Source organism: Shinella sp. 1A1 (assembly GCF_055379515.1).
The window spans coordinates 1,752,022-1,769,827 of record NZ_AP039671.1 but is presented as its reverse complement, the minus strand read 5'-3'; the positions used below and the strand labels follow the sequence as shown (position 1 = coordinate 1,769,827).

16 protein-coding genes are annotated in these 17,806 nt (G+C 65.2%); 11 read left to right on the top strand and 5 right to left on the bottom strand.

The window, feature by feature from the left end; genetic code table 11:
* Positions 1-176: 176 nt before the first annotated feature.
* From ccoG to gndA, 5 genes are all read left to right on the top strand, one after another.
* Entirely contained in the window at positions 177-1,748 is a 1,572-nt protein-coding gene (gene ccoG / locus ACZ48C_RS08860; protein ID WP_119256132.1) for a cytochrome c oxidase accessory protein CcoG, read from the top strand.
* The gene (locus ACZ48C_RS08855; protein ID WP_464780871.1) at positions 1,745-2,245 is read left to right on the top strand and encodes a FixH family protein; all 501 of its coding nucleotides are present in this window, start codon (positions 1,745-1,747) and stop codon (positions 2,243-2,245) included. Before ccoG ends, ACZ48C_RS08855 begins: the two co-directional genes overlap by 4 nt.
* The gene (locus ACZ48C_RS08850) at positions 2,242-4,536 is read left to right on the top strand and encodes a cation-translocating P-type ATPase (RefSeq protein ID WP_464780870.1); all 2,295 of its coding nucleotides are present in this window, start codon (positions 2,242-2,244) and stop codon (positions 4,534-4,536) included. The genes ACZ48C_RS08855 and ACZ48C_RS08850 overlap by 4 nt, the downstream gene beginning before the upstream one ends.
* Positions 4,533-4,688, top strand: coding sequence for a cbb3-type cytochrome oxidase assembly protein CcoS (gene ccoS / locus ACZ48C_RS08845; RefSeq protein ID WP_313192907.1), 156 nt, complete (start codon positions 4,533-4,535; stop codon positions 4,686-4,688). The genes ACZ48C_RS08850 and ccoS overlap by 4 nt, the downstream gene beginning before the upstream one ends.
* A 168-nt stretch (positions 4,689-4,856) precedes the next feature.
* Positions 4,857-6,287, top strand: a complete 1,431-nt coding sequence (gene gndA / locus ACZ48C_RS08840; protein ID WP_464780869.1) for an NADP-dependent phosphogluconate dehydrogenase — start codon at positions 4,857-4,859, stop codon at positions 6,285-6,287.
* Between the two features lie 71 nt (positions 6,288-6,358).
* Here the strand turns inward: gndA and ACZ48C_RS08835 are convergent, their stop codons facing one another.
* Together ACZ48C_RS08835 and ACZ48C_RS08830 are read right to left on the bottom strand one after the other, a co-directional pair.
* Positions 6,359-7,612, bottom strand: coding sequence for an MFS transporter (locus ACZ48C_RS08835; RefSeq protein WP_464780868.1), 1,254 nt, complete (start codon positions 7,610-7,612; stop codon positions 6,359-6,361).
* 134 nt (positions 7,613-7,746) lie between these two features.
* Positions 7,747-8,781, bottom strand: coding sequence for a LacI family transcriptional regulator (locus ACZ48C_RS08830; RefSeq protein WP_464780867.1), 1,035 nt, complete (start codon positions 8,779-8,781; stop codon positions 7,747-7,749).
* A 419-nt stretch (positions 8,782-9,200) separates the two neighbouring features.
* Between ACZ48C_RS08830 and ACZ48C_RS08825 the strand changes: the two genes are divergently transcribed.
* Positions 9,201-10,175, top strand: a complete 975-nt coding sequence (locus ACZ48C_RS08825) for a Gfo/Idh/MocA family protein (protein ID WP_464780866.1) — start codon at positions 9,201-9,203, stop codon at positions 10,173-10,175.
* Between the two features lie 213 nt (positions 10,176-10,388).
* The gene (mgrA, locus tag ACZ48C_RS08820) at positions 10,389-11,420 is read left to right on the top strand and encodes an L-glyceraldehyde 3-phosphate reductase (RefSeq protein WP_242223437.1); all 1,032 of its coding nucleotides are present in this window, start codon (positions 10,389-10,391) and stop codon (positions 11,418-11,420) included.
* 5 nt (positions 11,421-11,425) lie between these two features.
* On the opposite strand, the gene zigA is transcribed toward mgrA, so the two are convergent.
* Together zigA and znuA are read right to left on the bottom strand one after the other, a co-directional pair.
* A complete protein-coding gene (zigA, locus tag ACZ48C_RS08815) occupies positions 11,426-12,631 on the bottom strand; it encodes a zinc metallochaperone GTPase ZigA (protein WP_464780865.1) in 1,206 nt (401 codons plus the stop codon).
* Between the two features lie 96 nt (positions 12,632-12,727).
* A complete protein-coding gene (gene znuA, locus ACZ48C_RS08810; RefSeq protein WP_464780864.1) occupies positions 12,728-13,729 on the bottom strand; it encodes a zinc ABC transporter substrate-binding protein ZnuA in 1,002 nt (333 codons plus the stop codon).
* A 98-nt stretch (positions 13,730-13,827) separates the two neighbouring features.
* Between znuA and ACZ48C_RS08805 the strand changes: the two genes are divergently transcribed.
* Genes ACZ48C_RS08805 through ACZ48C_RS08795 form a run of 3 tightly spaced genes read left to right on the top strand, consistent with a single transcriptional unit; the run spans position 13,828 to position 15,957 of the window.
* Positions 13,828-14,751, top strand: coding sequence for an ATP-binding cassette domain-containing protein (locus ACZ48C_RS08805; protein WP_464780863.1), 924 nt, complete (start codon positions 13,828-13,830; stop codon positions 14,749-14,751).
* The gene (locus tag ACZ48C_RS08800; RefSeq protein WP_119256144.1) at positions 14,744-15,565 is read left to right on the top strand and encodes a metal ABC transporter permease; all 822 of its coding nucleotides are present in this window, start codon (positions 14,744-14,746) and stop codon (positions 15,563-15,565) included. Before ACZ48C_RS08805 ends, ACZ48C_RS08800 begins: the two co-directional genes overlap by 8 nt.
* Positions 15,562-15,957 carry a Fur family transcriptional regulator gene (locus tag ACZ48C_RS08795; RefSeq protein ID WP_119256145.1) on the top strand — a complete coding sequence of 132 codons (396 nt, stop codon included), beginning with the start codon at positions 15,562-15,564 and terminating at the stop codon, positions 15,955-15,957. The genes ACZ48C_RS08800 and ACZ48C_RS08795 overlap by 4 nt, the downstream gene beginning before the upstream one ends.
* A gap of 24 nt (positions 15,958-15,981) precedes the next feature.
* Here the strand turns inward: ACZ48C_RS08795 and ACZ48C_RS08790 are convergent, their stop codons facing one another.
* Positions 15,982-16,512, bottom strand: coding sequence for a gamma carbonic anhydrase family protein (locus ACZ48C_RS08790; RefSeq protein WP_464780862.1), 531 nt, complete (start codon positions 16,510-16,512; stop codon positions 15,982-15,984).
* Between the two features lie 103 nt (positions 16,513-16,615).
* On the opposite strand from ACZ48C_RS08790, the gene dusA reads away from it, so the two are divergent.
* A complete protein-coding gene (dusA, locus tag ACZ48C_RS08785) occupies positions 16,616-17,689 on the top strand; it encodes a tRNA dihydrouridine(20/20a) synthase DusA (protein ID WP_464780861.1) in 1,074 nt (357 codons plus the stop codon).
* Positions 17,690-17,806 lie beyond the last annotated feature (117 nt).

Here is a 17,806-nt window from a genome sequence, read left to right as displayed (position 1 = left end):
GAAAGTGTCGAACAAAAAGTGAACATATTGCCGTGCAGCGGCGCTCCACGCATGCCGTACAATGCCTTGTGCGGCAACCCGCCACGCCATGCGATGCGCGAAACTTGACGTAGATCAACGATAGCGGCCCCTGTTGGCGTCATTGTGCCGGCACAACGACAGGTGCGGCCCATCCCATGCAACAGACTTCCACCACGATCTATAATTCCGTCGAGCGCCACGAAGCGGAGCCCGTCAATTCGGCGAAGGTGCGCAAGCCGCTTTACGAGAAGCGCAAGAAGATCTTCCCCAAGCGCGCCGAAGGCCGCTTCCGCCAGTTCAAGTGGCTGGTGATGCTGATCACGCTCGGCATCTACTACCTGACGCCGTGGATCCGCTGGGATCGCGGCCCGCACGCGCCGGACCAGGCCGTGCTGGTCGATCTTGCCGGTCGCCGGTTCTACTTCTTCTTCATCGAGATCTGGCCGCAGGAATTCTTCTTCGTGGCGGGCCTGCTCGTCATGGCGGGCTTTGGGCTCTTCCTCGTCACCTCGGCGGTAGGGCGCGCATGGTGCGGCTATGCCTGTCCGCAGACCGTCTGGGTCGATCTCTTCCTCGTCGTGGAGCGCGCCATCGAAGGCGACCGCAACGCGCGCATGAAGCTCGATGCCGGCCCCTGGACGCTCGACAAGATCTGGAAGCGCGTCAGCAAGCACGTCACCTGGCTGGTGATCGCAGTGGCGACCGGCGGCGCCTGGATCTTCTATTTCGCGGATGCGCCGACCCTGCTCGTCGAGTTCGTGACGCTGCAGGCGCCGCCCGTCGCCTATATCACTGTCGCCATCCTGACGGCCACGACCTATGTCTTCGGCGGGCTGATGCGCGAGCAGGTCTGCACCTATATGTGTCCGTGGCCGCGCATCCAGGCGGCGATGCTCGACGAGAGCTCGCTCGTCGTCACCTATAACGACTGGCGCGGCGAGCCGCGTACCCGCCACGCCAAGAAGGCCATCGCCGCCGGCGAGAGCGTCGGCGACTGCGTCGATTGCAATGCCTGCGTCGTCGTCTGTCCCATGGGCATCGACATCCGTGACGGCCAGCAGCTCGAATGCATCACCTGCGCGCTCTGCATCGACGCCTGCGACAACGTGATGGACAAGCTGGGCAAGGAGCGCGGCCTCATCGCCTATGCTACCCTTTCGGACTATTCGACCAACATGGCGCTGGCGACCGCCGGCGGCACGGTTCCCGTCGATCCGAAGCGCGTGCGCGATGCCGACGGCCGCTTCATCGACGCGATCAGGCATTTCGACTGGCGCATCATCTTCCGCCCGCGCACGCTGCTCTATTTCGGCGTCTGGTCGCTGGCCGGCCTTGCGCTCGTCTTCGCGCTGCTGTCGCGCGACCGGCTCGACCTCAACGTCATCCACGACCGCAACCCGCAATTCGTCGTCGAATCGGACGGCTCGATCCGCAACGGCTATGCCGTGAAGCTGCTCAACATGATTCCCGAGCCGCGCGTCATCACCGTCTCCATCGAGGGCATGCCGGGCGCGACGATGAAGATAGCCGGCCATGACAGCGCGGACGGCCGCAGCGTCGACGTACCGGCGGACCCGGACAAGGTGACGGCGCTGCGTGTTTTCGTCACCCTGCCCAAGGATCGGCTTGCGGAAGCCGCCGAAGGCTTCCAGATTATCGCCGAGGACCGGCAGGGTCACGAGCGCGATGTCTATTCCGCCAAATTCAACACGCCGGGAGCAAAGTGATGGCCGCAGAACGCAAGGAACAGGGCTTCGTCTTCACCGGCTGGCATATGCTGGGCGTCATGGTGCTGTTCTTCGGAACGATCATCACCGTGAACCTCATCATGGCGTGGAACGCCTCGCATAGCTGGAGCGGCCTCGTCGTGCCGAACACCTATGTCGCCAGCCAACAGTTCAACGGCAAGGTCGCCGAGGCCAAGGCGCTCGCCGCCAGCGGCATCGAGGGCAACCTGACCATCGAGGCGGGCCGCGTCGCCTATCGGGTGGTGGACGCCAAGGGCGCGCCGCTCGTCGCCGACGACGTCTCTGCCGTCTTCAAGCGGCCGGTGGACGAACGCGACGACTTCACCCTCGCGCTCCAGCCGGACGGGCGGGGGCTCTTCACGGCCGAGCGCGACATCGCCTCCGGCCAGTGGGTCGTCGACATCGCCACGAGGAAGGACGGCAGGAAGGTATTCCACCAGACCGTCCGCACCGTGGTCGCGGGAGGCGCGAAATGAGCTGCTGCGCACCCGGCACGGAAGGCGCGATGGAGGCCGAGCGCGCCAGCCACGCGCTGCCGTCCTCGGAGGAGCTGATGCTCGCCAGCCGCACGGTAGGCGAGGGGCTGCGCCAGAGCGACCTCAGCGTGCCGGGCGTGCATTGCGGCACCTGCATCACCACCGTCGAGGGTGCTCTGAACGCCCTGCCGGAAGTCGCGCGGGCACGCGTCAACCTCTCCACGCGCCGCGTCTCGGTCGTCTGGAAGGAGGAGGTCGAGGGCCGCCGCACCGATCCGCAGGCGATTGCCGCCGCCATCCGCGCCACGGGCTACGACACGCATCTGTTCTCGCTCGCCGCCGAGGGCGACGACAGGCTGCGCAACCAGCTTATCCGCGCCGTCGCCGTCGCGGGCTTTGCCGCGACGAACATCATGCTGCTGTCGGTTTCCGTCTGGTCGGGCGCGGAAGACGCGACGCGTGACCTCTTCCACTGGATCTCCGCCTTCATCGCCGGGCCGACGCTGATCTATTCCGGCCGCTTCTTCTACCAGTCCGCCTGGAACGCCGTGCGCCACGGCCGCACCAACATGGACGTGCCCATCGCGCTCGCCATCACGCTCTCCTATGCCGTCTCTCTCTGGGAGACGCTGCACAGCGCCGAACATGCCTGGTTCGACGCGACCGTCAGCCTTCTCTTCTTCCTGCTCATCGGCCGCACGCTCGACCATGTGATGCGCGACCGCGCCCGCTCGGCCATCACCGGCCTTGCCCGCCTTTCGCCGCGCGGAGCCATGGTCGTGAGGCCGGACGGCTCGCGCGACTATCGCCCGGTCGAGGAGATTGCCGTCGGCGAACATCTCTCCATCGCGGCCGGCGAGCGCATCCCGGTCGATTGCCGCGTGCTTTCGGGCGTGAGCGATATCGACCGCTCCATCGTCAACGGCGAGAGCGATCCGCTGGCCGCCACGCCCGGCACGCAGCTCGAGGCCGGGGCGATGAACCTTACCGGCTCGCTCACCGTCGAGGCCGTCGCCACCGCGCGCAATTCGTTCCTCTCCGAGGTTATCGGTCTTATGGAAGCCGCCGAAGGCGGCAGGGCCCGCTATCGCCGCATCGCCGACCGGGCCGCGCAGATATATTCGCCCGCCGTGCATCTGCTGGCGCTCGTCTCCTTCCTCGGCTGGGGCTTTCTCGACGGCGACTGGAAGCATGCCATGCTCGTCGCCATCGCGGTGCTGATCATCACCTGCCCCTGCGCGCTCGGCCTTGCGGTGCCGGTGGTGCAGGTGGTGGCGGCCGGCCGGCTCTTTGCCGGCGGGGTGATGGTGAAGGACGGATCGGCGATGGAGCGTCTCGCCGAGATCGACACCGCCGTCTTCGACAAGACCGGCACGCTGACGCTCGGCAAGCCGCGCCTCGTCGACCGGGGCAAGCTGAACCGCGCGCATCTTGCCCTTGCCGCCGCGCTCGCCGCCCATTCGCGCCATCCGCTGTCGATGGCGCTGGCCGGCGCCAATGCCGGCCCCGCGCCGGTGATCGACGCGGTGACGGAGGTTGCCGGCGGCGGGCTCGAAGCCGTGACGGGGCAGGGCGTGCTGCGCCTCGGCAACCGCGCCTTCGCCTGCGGCAGGGCGGCCACCACTGAGGAGGCGCATGGTCTTTCCGAAGTCGTGCTCACCTGCGACGGCGAGGTGCTCGAAACCTTCCGCTTCGAGGATGCGCTGCGGGCCGGCGCGGGCGAGGCCATCGCCGCCCTCCGGCAGGACGGCGTCGAAATGGCGATTCTTTCGGGCGACCGCGCCCCAGCCGTCTCGCGCATCGCCGGCCTTCTCGGCATCGGCCGCTGGCGCGCCGCGCTCTCGCCGCGCGAGAAGACGGAATCGGTGGCCGAGCGGGCGGCAGCGGGGCATCGCGTGCTGATGGTCGGCGACGGCATCAACGACGCGCCGGCGCTTGCCGCCGCCCATGTCTCCATCGCGCCCGCGACGGCGGCCGATGTCGGCCGGCAGGCGGCGGATTTCGTCTTCCTGCACGAGAGCCTCGAAGCCGTGCCCTTCGCCCATGAGACCGCGCGGCGCGCCGGCCGGCTCATCCGGCAGAACTTCGCGCTCGCTATCGGCTACAACGTCATCGCCGTGCCCATCGCGATCCTCGGCCATGCCACGCCGCTCATCGCCGCCATAGCCATGTCCACTTCCTCGATCATCGTGGTGGTGAACTCGCTTCGCCTGCGCGGCAGGATGCCGGCCTTCGCGGCCCGCGCCGCGGACGAAGCGCGCCCGGTCAGGACCATGGTGCGAGCCGCATGAACACGCTGATCTTCCTCATCCCCATCGCGCTCTTCCTCGGCGCGCTCGGCCTCGGGGCCTTTCTCTGGTCGCTCAAGAGCGGCCAGTACGACGATGTCGAGGGCGCCGCCTGGCGCGTGCTCGACGACGGCGACGACAAGCCGGGGACGTGATTTCGAGCGGTTCTAAAAACGCTGTTCGAACAAACAATTGCTTGTCGTAAATCGATTTGAATGCCAAAACACCTCCGCTGGAGCTAAGCTCCTCAGTCTCTTCTTGCGCGGCGTTTCCGGCATGAGCCCGAAACAATCCCCGCCGCGCCATTCTACGGAGGTATTATCGTGGCACAGGCGGAAATCGGTCTTATCGGTCTCGGCGTCATGGGGTCGAACCTTGCGCTCAACATTGCCGAAAAGGGCAACACGATCGCGGTGTTCAACCGCACGGCGGCGCGCACGAAGGAATTCTACGAGGAGGCCGGCGATCTCAAGGGCCGCATCGTGCCCTGCGAGACGATTGAAGAATTTGTCGCCGCCATCCGCCCGCCGCGCCCGATCATCATCATGATCCAGGCCGGCGCCGCGGTCGACCAGCAGATGGAACTGCTGCGCCCGCATCTGGAAAAGAACGACATCATGATCGATGCCGGCAACGCGAACTTCCGCGACACGATGCGCCGCTTCGACGCGCTGAAGGATTCGGGCCTCACCTTCATCGGCATGGGCGTCTCCGGCGGCGAGGAGGGCGCGCGCCACGGCCCCTCCATCATGGTCGGCGGCACGGAAGACTCTTGGAAGCGCGTCGAGAAGGTGCTGACGTCGATCGCCGCCAAGTACAACGACGACCCGTGTGTGGCCTGGCTCGGCGAGAACGGTGCCGGCCACTTCGTCAAGACCATCCACAACGGCATCGAGTATGCCGACATGCAGATGATCGCCGAGATCTACGGCATCCTGCGCGACGGCCTGAAGATGAGCGCCTCCGAGATCAGCGCCGTCTTCGGCGAATGGAACAAGGGGCGCCTCGAATCCTACCTCATCGAGATCACCGCGACGGTGCTGGCCGCCAGGGATCCGATCAGCGGCAATGCGATGGTCGACATGATCCTCGACAAGGCCGGCCAGAAGGGCACCGGCAAGTGGTCCGCCATCGAGGCGCAGAACATGGGCGTGCCGGCGACCGGCATCGAGGCCGCCGTCGCGGCCCGCTCGATCTCCTCCTTCAAGGGCGAGCGCGAGGCCGCCGAGAAGATCCTCGGCCTGCCGGCCGTTCCCGAACTCAAGGTCGCCGACAGGGCCGCCTTCCTCAAGGACCTCGAAAGCGCGCTTCTCGCCGGCAAGATCGGCGCCTATGCGCAGGGCTTCGCCGTGATGTCCGCCGCCTCGAAGGAATACGGCTGGAACCTGCCGATGCCGACGATCGCGAAAATCTGGCGCGCCGGCTGCATCATCCGCTCGCAGTTCCTCGACGCGATTACCAGCGCCTTCACCAAGACGCCGGATGCCGCCAACCTCATCGTCACCCCGGCCTTCGCCGAGATGGTGAAGGAAACCGACGGGGCGCTGCGCCGCGTCGTCTCCGCCGCCGCCCTGCACGGCCTGCCGGTCCCGGCGCTCGCCTCGGCGCTCGGCTATTTCGACAGCTACCGCCGTGGCCGCGGCACGGCGAACGTCATCCAGGCGCAGCGCGACTTCTTCGGCGCGCACGGCTTCGACCGCGTGGACGGTGCGGACAGCCACCATGGCCCCTGGGGCTCCGGCCTCAACGGCTGAGTTCCGGCGAAAGCCTGAAATGAAAAGGCCCGGTCACAAGACCGGGCCTTTTGCTTGAACGGCGGGAGGCGTCAGGCGTAGACGCCCCTGAGATGCGGGCCGACGGCGCCGCTCGATGCGGCTGCCGGGGCAAGCTCGACCGAAGCCTTCGGCGGCGGCATTCTGGTGCCGATGGCGAACAGGATGGCGCTGACGATCGAGAAGCCGGCGAAGAGAAGGAACATGCCCGGCCCGCCGAAGGCGCCGAGCATGAGGCCGCCGAAAGTGGGGCCGACGAAGTTGCCGACGGTCGAGAAGGAATGGGCGCCGAAATAGCTGCCCCTGTTGCGGTCGTTCGAAATGCCGTCGACCAGCATGTATTCGGACGGGACGACCAGAATTTCCCCGATGGTGAAGATGACCATGGAGATCGCGAGGCCCCAGAGGCCGCTGGAGGCCAGGAAGCCGAGCTCGCCGACGAGAAACAGCAGGCAGCCGGTCACAAGTGCATTCAGCGCTCCGGCGCGTTCGATGAAGCGGCGGGCGAACGGGTTGCCGATCAGGACGACGGCGCCGTTGATGGAGACGATATAGGCGAAGATCTCGACGCCGCCGGCGATGTTACCGGCGAGGTAGGGAGCAAGCGTCGCCGACCATTGGCCGTAGACCGCCACCAGCATGGTGCCGCCGCCGACGAAGAAGGCGAGGCGGGGATCGCGGATCGCCATCTTGATGCTCTGGAGCACCGATATTTTCGGCGCGGATGCGTGCTCGGCCTCGCTAAGCTGCACGGGCACTTTCAGCATGTAGAGGGCGAGCGCGAAGAGGGCGTAGACGATGCCGGCGATGACGAACAGCGTCGTGGATGCGGCGCCTGCCGCGATCCCGATCAGCGGGCCGACGGCGAAGCCGAAATTGATCGCCATGTAGCGCCAGGAGAAATAGTTGAGGCGCAGCGGTTCGGGGCACACGTCGCTCATCAGGGCGCGGGATACCGGCTCGTTGATCGCGACGGCAACAGCCGCGACCACCTGGGCAATGCAGAATGCGATGACGGTTTCGGCGACGCCCATGCCGACCATGGCGAGGGCCATGGAAAGCAGCGTGAGCGTCAGCACGGTCTTGCGCCCTACCTTGTCCGACAGGGAGCCCGCGAAGGGCGCTGCGACCGCGCCCACCAGCGGGCCGACACCCAGCAGCATGCCGATCATCGCCGGCCCGAGGCCAAAGGTCTGCTGCAGCTTGATGGCAAGGAACGAGAGCGTCATCGCCCTCGCGACATTCACGAGGCCGGCGCCTGCGATGAGGAACAGCACATAGTTCAATCTTTGTTTCTCGTGGGCCATCGCCGCTCCTGCTTGCCGTCGCGACTGCTTCAATTCAGCGACGGCTTTGCGATGCCTAAAAAACGGGCGGCCTGCAACGGCTATATATGGCTACGCCCAGTTGCCGGCATGCCGAAGCGGCATGGGTTGATGTGTCAGGCCTCGTCCGTCGGGATCGGATAGCTCAGCGTCTGCAATTCTTCGGGCGGAATGCCCTCTATGCGGGCGATGACGGCCTTTGCAAGCTCCCGGCCGGCGAGGCGGATGTCCTCGCGCATGGTGACGACCTCCGGCCGCAGCCATTGCAGGAACATGTGCGGCTCCTTGGAGACCATGTCGATGTCCTGCCCGAGCCTGCGGCCCCTGGCCTCGAGCGCCGCGATCAGCGCCACCGCGCCCGAGCCGCTGCCGGAGACGATGCCGTCAGGCCCGTCGGCGGCGTCGAACAGCGCCTCCGCGGCGCTGCGGATCTCGCGAAGATTGTTGTCGAGGTTGACGGTGTTGAAGGGCAGGGCCGTCGCGCCGAAATCGCGGATGCCCTTTTCGAAGCCCGCCCGCATGTGCAGGTAGAAGGTGAGGTAGGGCGGTGGCTGGAGCAGCACCAGCCGCTTGCGGCCGAGCTCCACCAGCTTGCGCACGGCCTCATAGGCAAAGCGCTCGTTGTCGAAGTCGTGATAGGGATGGGCAAGGCCCATCTCGGTGCGGCCATGCGTGACGAAGGGGAAGTTGTGCTCCATCATCAGCGCGACGCGCGGGTCCTTCGGCTCGGTGCGCGAGATGATCACACCGTCGGCCGCGCCCGTTTCCAGCACGTAGCGCACCGGATCGAGCGCATTGCCCTGCGTGCGGTAGGGCGTCACCACGAGATGGTACTGCGTTGCGGCGAGCACCTCCGAGATGCCGACGACCATGGGGCTCGTCAGGCCCATGATCTCCTCTTCCAGGCTGAGGATCAGGCTGATGACATTGGTCTTGCCGGTGCGAAGGCGCACGCCCGCCCGGTTCGGCTGGTAGCCGATCTGCCGGGCGACGAGGCGCACGCGCTCCTTTGTCTCGCTGCTGATGTCGGGCGCATCCTTCAGCGCCCGCGAAACGGTGGTGATGCCGAGGCCGGTCATGAAGGCGATGGTCTTCAGCGTCGGTCGCTCGCTGGAGGGGGGCGTCGATGCCGCCCGGCCCCCACTCTTCATTCTGTCCATCCCCGCCTGTCCACCTCTTCGCATTAGCGGCCGGTTATACAGATTTTGCTTCCGGCCGCCACTCCTTGTCGGAAGTATATATAAAACTGAAACGATACAGGTGTTTTGTCGAGGGTGAAATTTCAGGAAACTCCATGCTTTCGTCCTGCTTGCCTGACATTGCGCCAAAAAGCGATAATTCATGCGATTACGAATGCGAGGTATGAAAAACGCCGTTTTCTCGATATAAATATAATAAATACAGTATATTAATTCTCTTTTGCCTTTGTGCTTTCCGGTTCGCCTCGAGTCATAAGCGACCATTGCTCGACGGAAAACACATGAGTCGCGCCCGGGCTGATTGCGTGTTCAAATCGATCGGCTTAACTTTCCACTAAAACGTTTCAGTTGGGGAGGAGACTCATGGAAATTTGCTCGAGACGCCGGCCGAGACGGTGGTGCGGCGCATCGGCCTCCGGCAGGTCGAGCTGCTCACCGACAAGGACGAGGCCGGCAGCCGTTTCGCGCTGAAGGTCAACGGCCGCGAAATCTTCTGCCGTGGCGCGAACTGGATTCCGGCCGACGCCCTGCCGTCCCGCATTACGCCATCCGGCGTGCGCGATCTCCTGCAATCGGCCGTCGACGTCAATATGAACATGCTCCGTGTCTGGGGCGGCGGCTTCGACAGCGGCAAGCTCGGCAAGATCATGTCGGGCACGGCGCATGTGCTGGGGCCGGGCATGGAGAGCTGGCATCCGAACCCGGACTTCTTCTTCGCGCCGGGCGGTGGGCCGATCCTCGACATGGGGCCGTATTACGTCAACAACCTCGTCAACCTTGTCGGCCCGGTGAAACGCGTCTTGGCGCTCGCCAACCGGGCGCGCGAGGAGCGGGTGATCGGCAACGGCCCCCGCCTCGGGGAGAAAGTGCCGGTCGTGGTCGCGACGAACATCCACGCCATTCTCGAATTCGCCAGCGGCGCGCAGGTGGCGTTGATGGCGAGCTGGGACGTCTGGGCGCATCGCCACCAGAACATGGAGCTTTACGGCACGGACAGCGCGGTCTTCGTGCCGGACCCGAATTTCTTCGGCGGGAAGGTGGAAGTCGCCGGTGACGACAAGGAACCGAAGGAAGTGGAGGTCTGGGACCATCCGCTGACCGCGCAGAACTTCCAGTTCGACTGGGGCAAGCAGGCGAACTACCGCGGCATCGGCCTTGCCGACATGATGGAGGCGGTGACGACCGGCCGCGACTATCGCTGCTCGCTCGATCGCTCGCTGCACACGATCAACGTGCTGACGGCGATCCTGCGTTCGGCGGAGGAGGGCCGGGCGATCGACATCGTGACGACCTGCACCCAGCCGGAGGCGCTGGGCATCGAAGAGGCGCGGGCGTTGCTGAGGTAAGCGCCCCTCATCCGGCCTGCCGGCCACCTTCTCCCCGCAAGCGGGGAGAAGGAGATATGCCGCGCAGGTTTCCCCAATCAGTGACTCTCGTGGGGTACGTTCCCCCTCTCCGCTTGCGGGAAGAGGGTTAGGGTGAGGGGCAATTCCCCCTTGTGAATACCGGCGTGGGAGCGTTATGCAGGCGCAACCAGAATGCAGCAAAGGAACGCGACCATGGCCTGGCAGCCGGCGGAAAACCGTTACGACACGATGACCTATAACCGCGTGGGACGCTCCGGCCTGAAGCTGCCGGCGATCTCGCTCGGCCTCTGGCACAATTTTGGCGACGACACGCCGCATGACCGCAAGGTCGACATGTGCCGCACGGCCTTCGACCTCGGCATCACCCATTTCGACCTCGCCAACAATTACGGCCCGCCGGCCGGCACCGCCGAGATCGCCTTCGGCGAAATCCTGCGCACCGATTTCAAGGCGCTGCGCGACGAGCTGATCATCTCCTCCAAGGCCGGCTACGACATGTGGCCGGGTCCTTACGGCGAGTGGGGCAGCCGCAAATACCTCATCGCCTCCTGCGACCAGAGCCTGAAGCGCATGGGCCTCGATTATGTCGATATCTTCTACTCCCACCGCTTCGACCCGGATACGCCGCTGGAAGAGACCTGCGGCGCGCTCGATCATATCGTGCGCTCCGGCCGCGCGCTCTATGTCGGCATCTCCTCCTACAATTCGCAGCGCACCCGCGAGGCCGCCGCGATCCTGAAGGATCTCGGGACGCCCTGCCTCATCCACCAGCCGAGCTATTCCATGCTCAACCGCTGGGTCGAGGAGGACGGTCTCGTCGATACGCTGGAAGACCTCGGCATCGGCTCCATCGTCTTCTCGCCGCTGGCGCAGGGCATGCTGACCACGAAGTATCTCGGCGGCATTCCGGGTGACAGCCGCGCGGCGCTGAACCACTTCCTCAAGAAGGATTTCATCCGCCCTGAGATCATCGACAACATCCGCAAGCTGAACGCCATCGCCGAAAAGCGTGGCCAGACGCTGGCGCAGATGGCGCTCGCCTGGGTGCTGCGCGGCGGTCGCATCACCTCGGCACTGATCGGCGCCAGCCGTTCCGCGCAGATCGTCGATTGCGTCAAGGCGCTGGAAAAGCCCGACTTCACGGCCGAGGAACTGGCCGAGATCGATGTCTACGCCAAGGAAGCCGACATCAATCTCTGGGCCAGCTCCGCGGAACGCGACTGACATTATCAGCTCACCTGCCGGACCCAGACAGGAAACGGGTCCGGCAGGTTCGCCCACCGGGCAGGCTCGAAATCATCAGCCTCCACGAGACAGGCATCGAGCCGGCGACGGATATCGGTTTCATCCATCGGATCCGCGCCGATGAAGACGAGTTCCTGCCGCCGGTCGCCCCATATTGGATCGGAATGGTGGGTGATGGCGTCTTGCGCCGCCCGATCCTCCGGCCAGTGCTGGCGCGGCACGGAGGCCCACCAGAGGCCGAGCCGGCCGCTCCTGACCAGCGCACCCGCCTGGCTCATCTCCCCGACATGGTGCGGGCGGGTGGCGAGCCAGAAGAAGCCCTTGGCGCGGATGACGCCCGGCCAGCTCTCGTCGAGGAAGGCCTTGAAGCGGGCAGGGTGGAAGGGGCGTTTTGCCCGGTAGACGAAGGAGCGGATGCCGTATTCATCGGTCTCCGGCACATGATCCCGGAAGCCGTGCAGTTCCTTGAACCAGAGCGGATGCTCGCTCGCCTGCTTGAAATCGAAGCGGCCGGTGCCGAGGATATCGGCGAGTTCGACGCGGCCGAAATCCGTCTCGATGACGCGGGCGCTCGCATTGAGGCCGCCGACGATCTGGCGGGCGGCGACGAGATCGGCGGGGCTTGCAGCGCCCGCCTTGTTGAGCACCACCACGTCGGCGAATTCGATCTGCTCGACCAGCAGTTCCACCAGCGTGCGCGTATCGCCTTCGCCGGCGGTCTCGCCGCGGTCGGCGAGGAAATCTTGCGAGCCGTAGTCCTTGAGGAGGTTGGCGGTATCGACGACCGTCACCATCGTATCGAGGCGGGCGACATCCGACAGGCTGCGGCCGTCTTCGTCGCGGAAGTCGAATGTGGTGGCAACGGGCAGCGGCTCGGAAATGCCGCTGGATTCGATCAGCAGGTAGTCGAAGCGGTTCATTTCCGCCAGGCGTCGCACCTCGTTCAGGAGGTCGTCGCGCAGCGTGCAGCAGATGCAGCCGTTCGTCATCTCGACGAGCTGTTCATCCGTGCGCGACAGGTCCGCACCGCCGTCGCGGATGAGGGCGGCGTCGATGTTCACCTCGCTCATGTCGTTGACGATGACCGCGACGCGCAGGCCGCTGCGGTTGTTGAGGACGTGGTTCAGCAGCGTCGTCTTGCCGGCGCCGAGGAAGCCGGAGAGGACGGTGACGGGGAGGCGGTTGTCCATCGGGATTTGCCTTTAGTGTTATACTATTACATCTGATTGGCTGAAAAAGGCGGGAAAATTCCCGCCTTCTTGTGCACTTGTTGGGAAGCCGAGTGCTCAGCCGTCCTTGCCAAGGCAATCGCGCAGGGATGTCGCGATGCTCTTCATCAGGGTGAAGTAGAGGTCCGGGCCGGGATCGAGCGTGGCGGCTTCGGGGTCGAGCGTGCCGGACTTTGCCGGCGTGCCCTCGATCACCACGTTCACCAGCTTCGGCTCGAACTGCGGTTCGGCGAAGACGCAGGTGGCGCTGAGGGTCTTTACCTTGTCGCGGATCTGGGTCAGGCGTTCGGCGCCGGGCAGGGTTTCCGGGCTGACGGTGATCGAGCCGGCCGCGAGCACGCCGTAGTGGTGCTCGAAATACTGATAGGCGTCGTGGAAGACGATGAAGGGCTTGTCCTTGATCGGGGCGACCGTCTCGGCGAGTTCCTTGTCGAGCGCGGCGAGCTTATCGTTCAGGCTGGCGAGGTTCCTATTGTAGGTCTCGGCATTGGCGGGGTCCTTTTCGGCAAGCACCTTGGCGGCCTCGGCGGCGATGGCGCGGGCATTTTCCGGGCTCAGCCACAGGTGCATGTCGAATTCGCCGTGCTCGTGGCCTTCGGCCTCCTTGGCATGGTCGTGGCCATCGGTGTCGTGGGAATGGCCTTCATGGGCGTGATCGTGGCCTTCCTCGCCCTCATGCGTATGCGCCTCGAAGGGACCGCCTTCGCGGAACGGCAGCTTTTCGAGGCCCGGCGCGTCCTCCAGTTCGACGACGGTCGCCTTGCCGCCGAGCGATTCCAGCGGCTTTTCCAGGAAGGCCTCCAGCCCGTGGCCGACCCAGAAGATCACATCGGCGTCCTGCAGGGCGGCCGCATTGGAGGGCTTGAGCGAGTAGGTATGCGGCGAGGCCGCCCCCTCCACGATGAGGCTTGGTTCCCCGACGCCCTGCATGATCGCGGAAACAAGCGAATGGATCGGCTTGATCGAGACGACCACGCTCGGCGCTTCGGCCCGCGCCGCGGCTGCGCCGGCGGCGAAAAGGGCGGTGGAAAGAAGGAGGGTGCGAACGGCCTTTTGCATGGGATCTCCGTCTTGAATGGAAATGTAATGTTATTACATCAATTGCGTTATGCTATAACGTGTGCCATATCGAGTGGCAACAGGCTTTTGGAAAAATCATGCTGCAGACTCCGAACAGGACCGCTCCGCCGCTCGTCTCCCTTTCCGGCGTCGGCGTGCGCCGCCAGGGCCGCTGGCTCGTGCGCGGCGTGGAATTCTCGATCGCGCCTGGCGAGATCGTCACGTTGATCGGCCCGAACGGCTCCGGCAAATCGACCACCGCCAAGACGGCGATCGGCGTCATGAAGGCGGACGAGGGCAGGGTGGAGCGCAAGGCCGGGCTGAAGGTCGGCTATGTGCCGCAGAAGCTCGCCGTCGACTGGACCATGCCGCTCACCGTCGACCGGCTGATGACATTGACCTCCCCGCTTAAGGGCGCGGAGATCGATGCCGCGCTTGAGGCGACGGGTATCCGCCATCTTGCGCGCGCCGAGGTGCAGCATCTTTCGGGCGGTGAGTTCCAGCGTGCGCTGCTTGCCCGCGCCATCGCCCGCAAGCCCGACCTGCTGGTGCTCGACGAGCCGGTGCAGGGCGTCGATTTCTCCGGTGAAATCGCGCTCTACGATCTCATCAAGACCATCCGCAATGCGACCGGCTGCGGCATCCTGCTCATCTCGCACGACCTGCATGTCGTGATGGCCGAGACGGACACCGTCATCTGCCTCAACGGTCATGTCTGCTGCCGCGGCACGCCCGATATCGTCAGCCAAAGCCCGGAATACTTGCGCCTCTTCGGCGCCCGGGCGGGCCAGACGCTCGCCCTCTACAACCACAATCACGACCATACGCACCTGCCCGACGGCCGCGTGCTGCATGCCGATGGCTCGATCACCGACAATTGCCGGCCGGACGACGGCCACCATGCCGTCGATATCCTGCCTTCCGGCGGGCGGGCGGGGCGGATGCGCCTCGGCCATGTGCACGGGCCGAACTGTGGCTGCGACCACGAGGCGGCAGGCAGCAAGGAGCAGCGCGATGCTTGACGATTTCTTCATCCGCGCCCTCGTCGCCGGCATCGGCCTTGCGCTGACCGCCGGCCCGCTCGGCTGCTTCGTCGTCTGGCGGCGCATGGCGTATTTCGGCGATACGATGGCCCATTCGGCGCTGCTTGGCGTCGCGCTGTCGCTGCTGATGGATTTCAACCTGCTGCTCAGCGTCTTCATCGTCGCGGCGACGGTTTCGGTGCTGTTGCTGCTGCTCCAGAAGCGCGGCACGCTTTCCACCGATGCGCTGCTCGGCATCCTCTCTCATGCGACGCTCGCCATCGGCCTCGTCATGGTCTCCTTCATGACCTGGGTGCGTATCGACCTCGTCGGCTTCCTCTTCGGCGATATCCTCGCTGTCTCGCGCGCCGATGTGGACCTCGTCTGGGGCGGCGGTATCCTCGTCACCTTCGCGATCATCTGGATGTGGCGTCCGCTGATCGCCTCGACGGTCAATCCGGAACTGGCGGAGGCCGAGGGCATGCAGCCGGAGAAGACGCGGCTCGTCTTCATGCTGCTGATGGCGCTCGTCATCGCCATCGCCATGAAGATCGTCGGCATCCTGCTGATCACCTCGCTGCTGATCATTCCCGCCGCGACGGCGCGGCGGTTTTCCACCAGCCCGGAGATCATGGCCGTGCTCGCCTCCGTCATCGGGGCGCTGGCGGTTGTCGGCGGGCTGTTCGGTTCCCTGAAATTCGACACGCCTTCCGGTCCCTCCATCGTGGTCGCAGCGCTTGGCCTGTTCATTCTAAGCCTGCTGACGAAGCCGAGGATGGGCGCAGTGGCGGCAAGTGAAGGAGGTCGTGCATGACCATGCAGCAATTGACGCGCAACCAGGGCCTCGTCTTCGACGTGCTGACGCATTCCGAAGGCCCGCTCAGCGCCTATTCCATCCTCGACAAGCTGCGCGACAGCGGTTTTCGTGCGCCGCTGCAGGTCTATCGGGCGCTCGACAAGCTCCTGGAATTCGGCCTCGTGCATCGTCTCGAAAGCATGAACGCCTTCGTCGCCTGCGCCCATCCGGACGAAGGCTGCCATGCCCATGGCCTGACGGCGTTCATGATCTGCGAGACCTGCGGCGATGTCGTCGAATTCCACGATCACATGATCGAGGACCGGCTGAAAGGCTTTGCGAAAGACCGCAACTTCAAGACCGGCAAGACGACCATCGAGATCCGCGGCACCTGCGCCGGCTGCGCTTGAAATCCGGCTTTTGCTGGAAATGCTTCAGCCGATCGGCTTGAGGCCCCTCTTGAAGCGCTGCCAGTTGCGCACATAACTTTCGGCCGATTTCTTCAGGCCTTCGACCGCTTCCGCATCCAGCGTGCGGATGGCTTTGGCCGGCGAGCCGACGATCAGGGAGTTGTCCGGAAAGACCTTGCCTTCCGTCACCAGCGCATTGGCGCCGACGAGGCAGTTGTTGCCGATGACCGCGCCGTTCAGCACCGTCGCGCCCATGCCGATGAGCGAATTGTTGCCGATGGTGCAGCCGTGGATGATGGCGCTGTGGCCGATCGTGCAGCCTTCGCCGATGATGACCGGCTTGCCGGGATCGGTATGCACGACGACGCCTTCCTGGATGTTCGAGCGCGCGCCGACGATGATCGGCTCGTTGTCGCCGCGCAGCGTCGCGCCGAACCAGATGCCGACATCCTCGCCGAGGATGACCTTGCCTATGACATTGGCATCCGGCGCCACCCAGTAGCGGTCGTCGGCGGGAAGCGTGGGCGTCCGGTCGTCAAGGGCGTAGAGCGGCATGGGGTCCTCCTTCGAATCCTTGGCGGTAGTCTAGCACCCATCTCGCCGGGCGGGGAAAGGCCGAGGGTGGTTTTTCCCGGCCATATGGAGTATGAGCCGCGCCATGACGAAGACAGGCACATTCTACCAGCAGGCCGTGGAGACGGGGACGAAGATCTTCGCCACCGCGCCGATGATCGACTGGAGTGACCGGGCGTACCGCGTCTTCGCGCGGCAGCTGACGAAGCACGCGCTGCTCTTCACCGAGATGATCGTCGCGGATGCGATCCTGCGCGGCAACCGCGACCGGCTGCTCGGCTTCGACGCGGTGGAGCAGCCGGTGGCGCTCCAGCTCGGCGGCAACAGCCCGCAGAAGCTGGCGGAAGCGGCGCGGATCGGCGAGGGGTTCGGTTATGCCGAGATCAACCTCAATGTCGGCTGCCCCTCGGACCGGGTGCAATCCGGCACCTTCGGCGCCTGCCTGATGCGCGAGCCCGATCTGGTGGCCGATTGCGTGGCGGCGATGAAGGCGGCGGTCGCCATTCCGGTGACCGTCAAGTGCCGCATCGGCGTCGATGATCAGGATCCGGAAGTGGCGCTGCGCGATCTCGTCTCGCGGGTGAAGGCGGCGGGCACGGATGCCGTCTGGGTCCATGCGCGCAAGGCCTGGCTGCAGGGGCTTTCGCCGAAAGAGAACCGCGATATTCCGCCGCTCGACTACGGTCTGGTGCGGCGGCTGAAGGCGGAAAACCCGAATCTTTTCATCGGTCTCAATGGCGGGCTTCATAGTTTGAGTCAGGCTGTTGAAGAGATGGATGGCCTCGATGGTGTGATGCTCGGAAGGGCTGCCTATCAGGATAGCTGCGTTCTGACGGGCGTGGATGAACTTTTTCCGCATCCGCTTCTGGGCGGCCAGCCCTCCGGCATATCTTCCGGCCCACAGGCGCTTCCGGTCGCCTATTGGGAGGCGGTGCGGGACGGCATGATGGCCTATGCGGGCGAGGTGATCGCACGCGGCGGCCGGGTAGCGCATGTGACGCGGCATATCGTCGGGCTGTTTCAGGGGTTTCCGGGCGCGCGGCGCTACCGGCAGATTCTTTCGGCCGACGCGACGAAGCCGGGTGCGGGGCCGGAGGTGATCGCGGCGGCTTTCGCGGCGGTGCTGGCGGCGCGGGGCGAGGTCGAGGCGGCGGAGTAGCGCTTTCTGTGCATCGCCGCGGCGTCACCACAATTTCGTCCCCTCCGGGTCGGAAAACGGCGTAGATAACGAACGACGCAATGCAGAAGCAGGTCCAGCAGAAGTGCGCAGCGGTTT

Coding starts and splice junctions, on each gene's coding strand:
- ACZ48C_RS08805 (WP_464780863.1), top strand. CDS start 13,828: ATGCTGCAGACTCCGAACAGGACCGCTCCGCCGCTCGTCTCCCTTTCC.
- ACZ48C_RS08790 (WP_464780862.1), bottom strand. CDS start 16,512: ATGCCGCTCTACGCCCTTGACGACCGGACGCCCACGCTTCCCGCCGAC.
- dusA (WP_464780861.1), top strand. CDS start 16,616: ATGACGAAGACAGGCACATTCTACCAGCAGGCCGTGGAGACGGGGACG.
- znuA (WP_464780864.1), bottom strand. CDS start 13,729: ATGCAAAAGGCCGTTCGCACCCTCCTTCTTTCCACCGCCCTTTTCGCC.
- mgrA (WP_242223437.1), top strand. CDS start 10,389: ATGGCCTGGCAGCCGGCGGAAAACCGTTACGACACGATGACCTATAAC.
- ACZ48C_RS08850 (WP_464780870.1), top strand. CDS start 2,242: ATGAGCTGCTGCGCACCCGGCACGGAAGGCGCGATGGAGGCCGAGCGC.
- ACZ48C_RS08835 (WP_464780868.1), bottom strand. CDS start 7,612: ATGGCCCACGAGAAACAAAGATTGAACTATGTGCTGTTCCTCATCGCA.
- ACZ48C_RS08800 (WP_119256144.1), top strand. CDS start 14,744: ATGCTTGACGATTTCTTCATCCGCGCCCTCGTCGCCGGCATCGGCCTT.
- ccoG (WP_119256132.1), top strand. CDS start 177: ATGCAACAGACTTCCACCACGATCTATAATTCCGTCGAGCGCCACGAA.
- zigA (WP_464780865.1), bottom strand. CDS start 12,631: ATGGACAACCGCCTCCCCGTCACCGTCCTCTCCGGCTTCCTCGGCGCC.
- ACZ48C_RS08795 (WP_119256145.1), top strand. CDS start 15,562: ATGACCATGCAGCAATTGACGCGCAACCAGGGCCTCGTCTTCGACGTG.
- ccoS (WP_313192907.1), top strand. CDS start 4,533: ATGAACACGCTGATCTTCCTCATCCCCATCGCGCTCTTCCTCGGCGCG.
- ACZ48C_RS08830 (WP_464780867.1), bottom strand. CDS start 8,781: ATGAAGAGTGGGGGCCGGGCGGCATCGACGCCCCCCTCCAGCGAGCGA.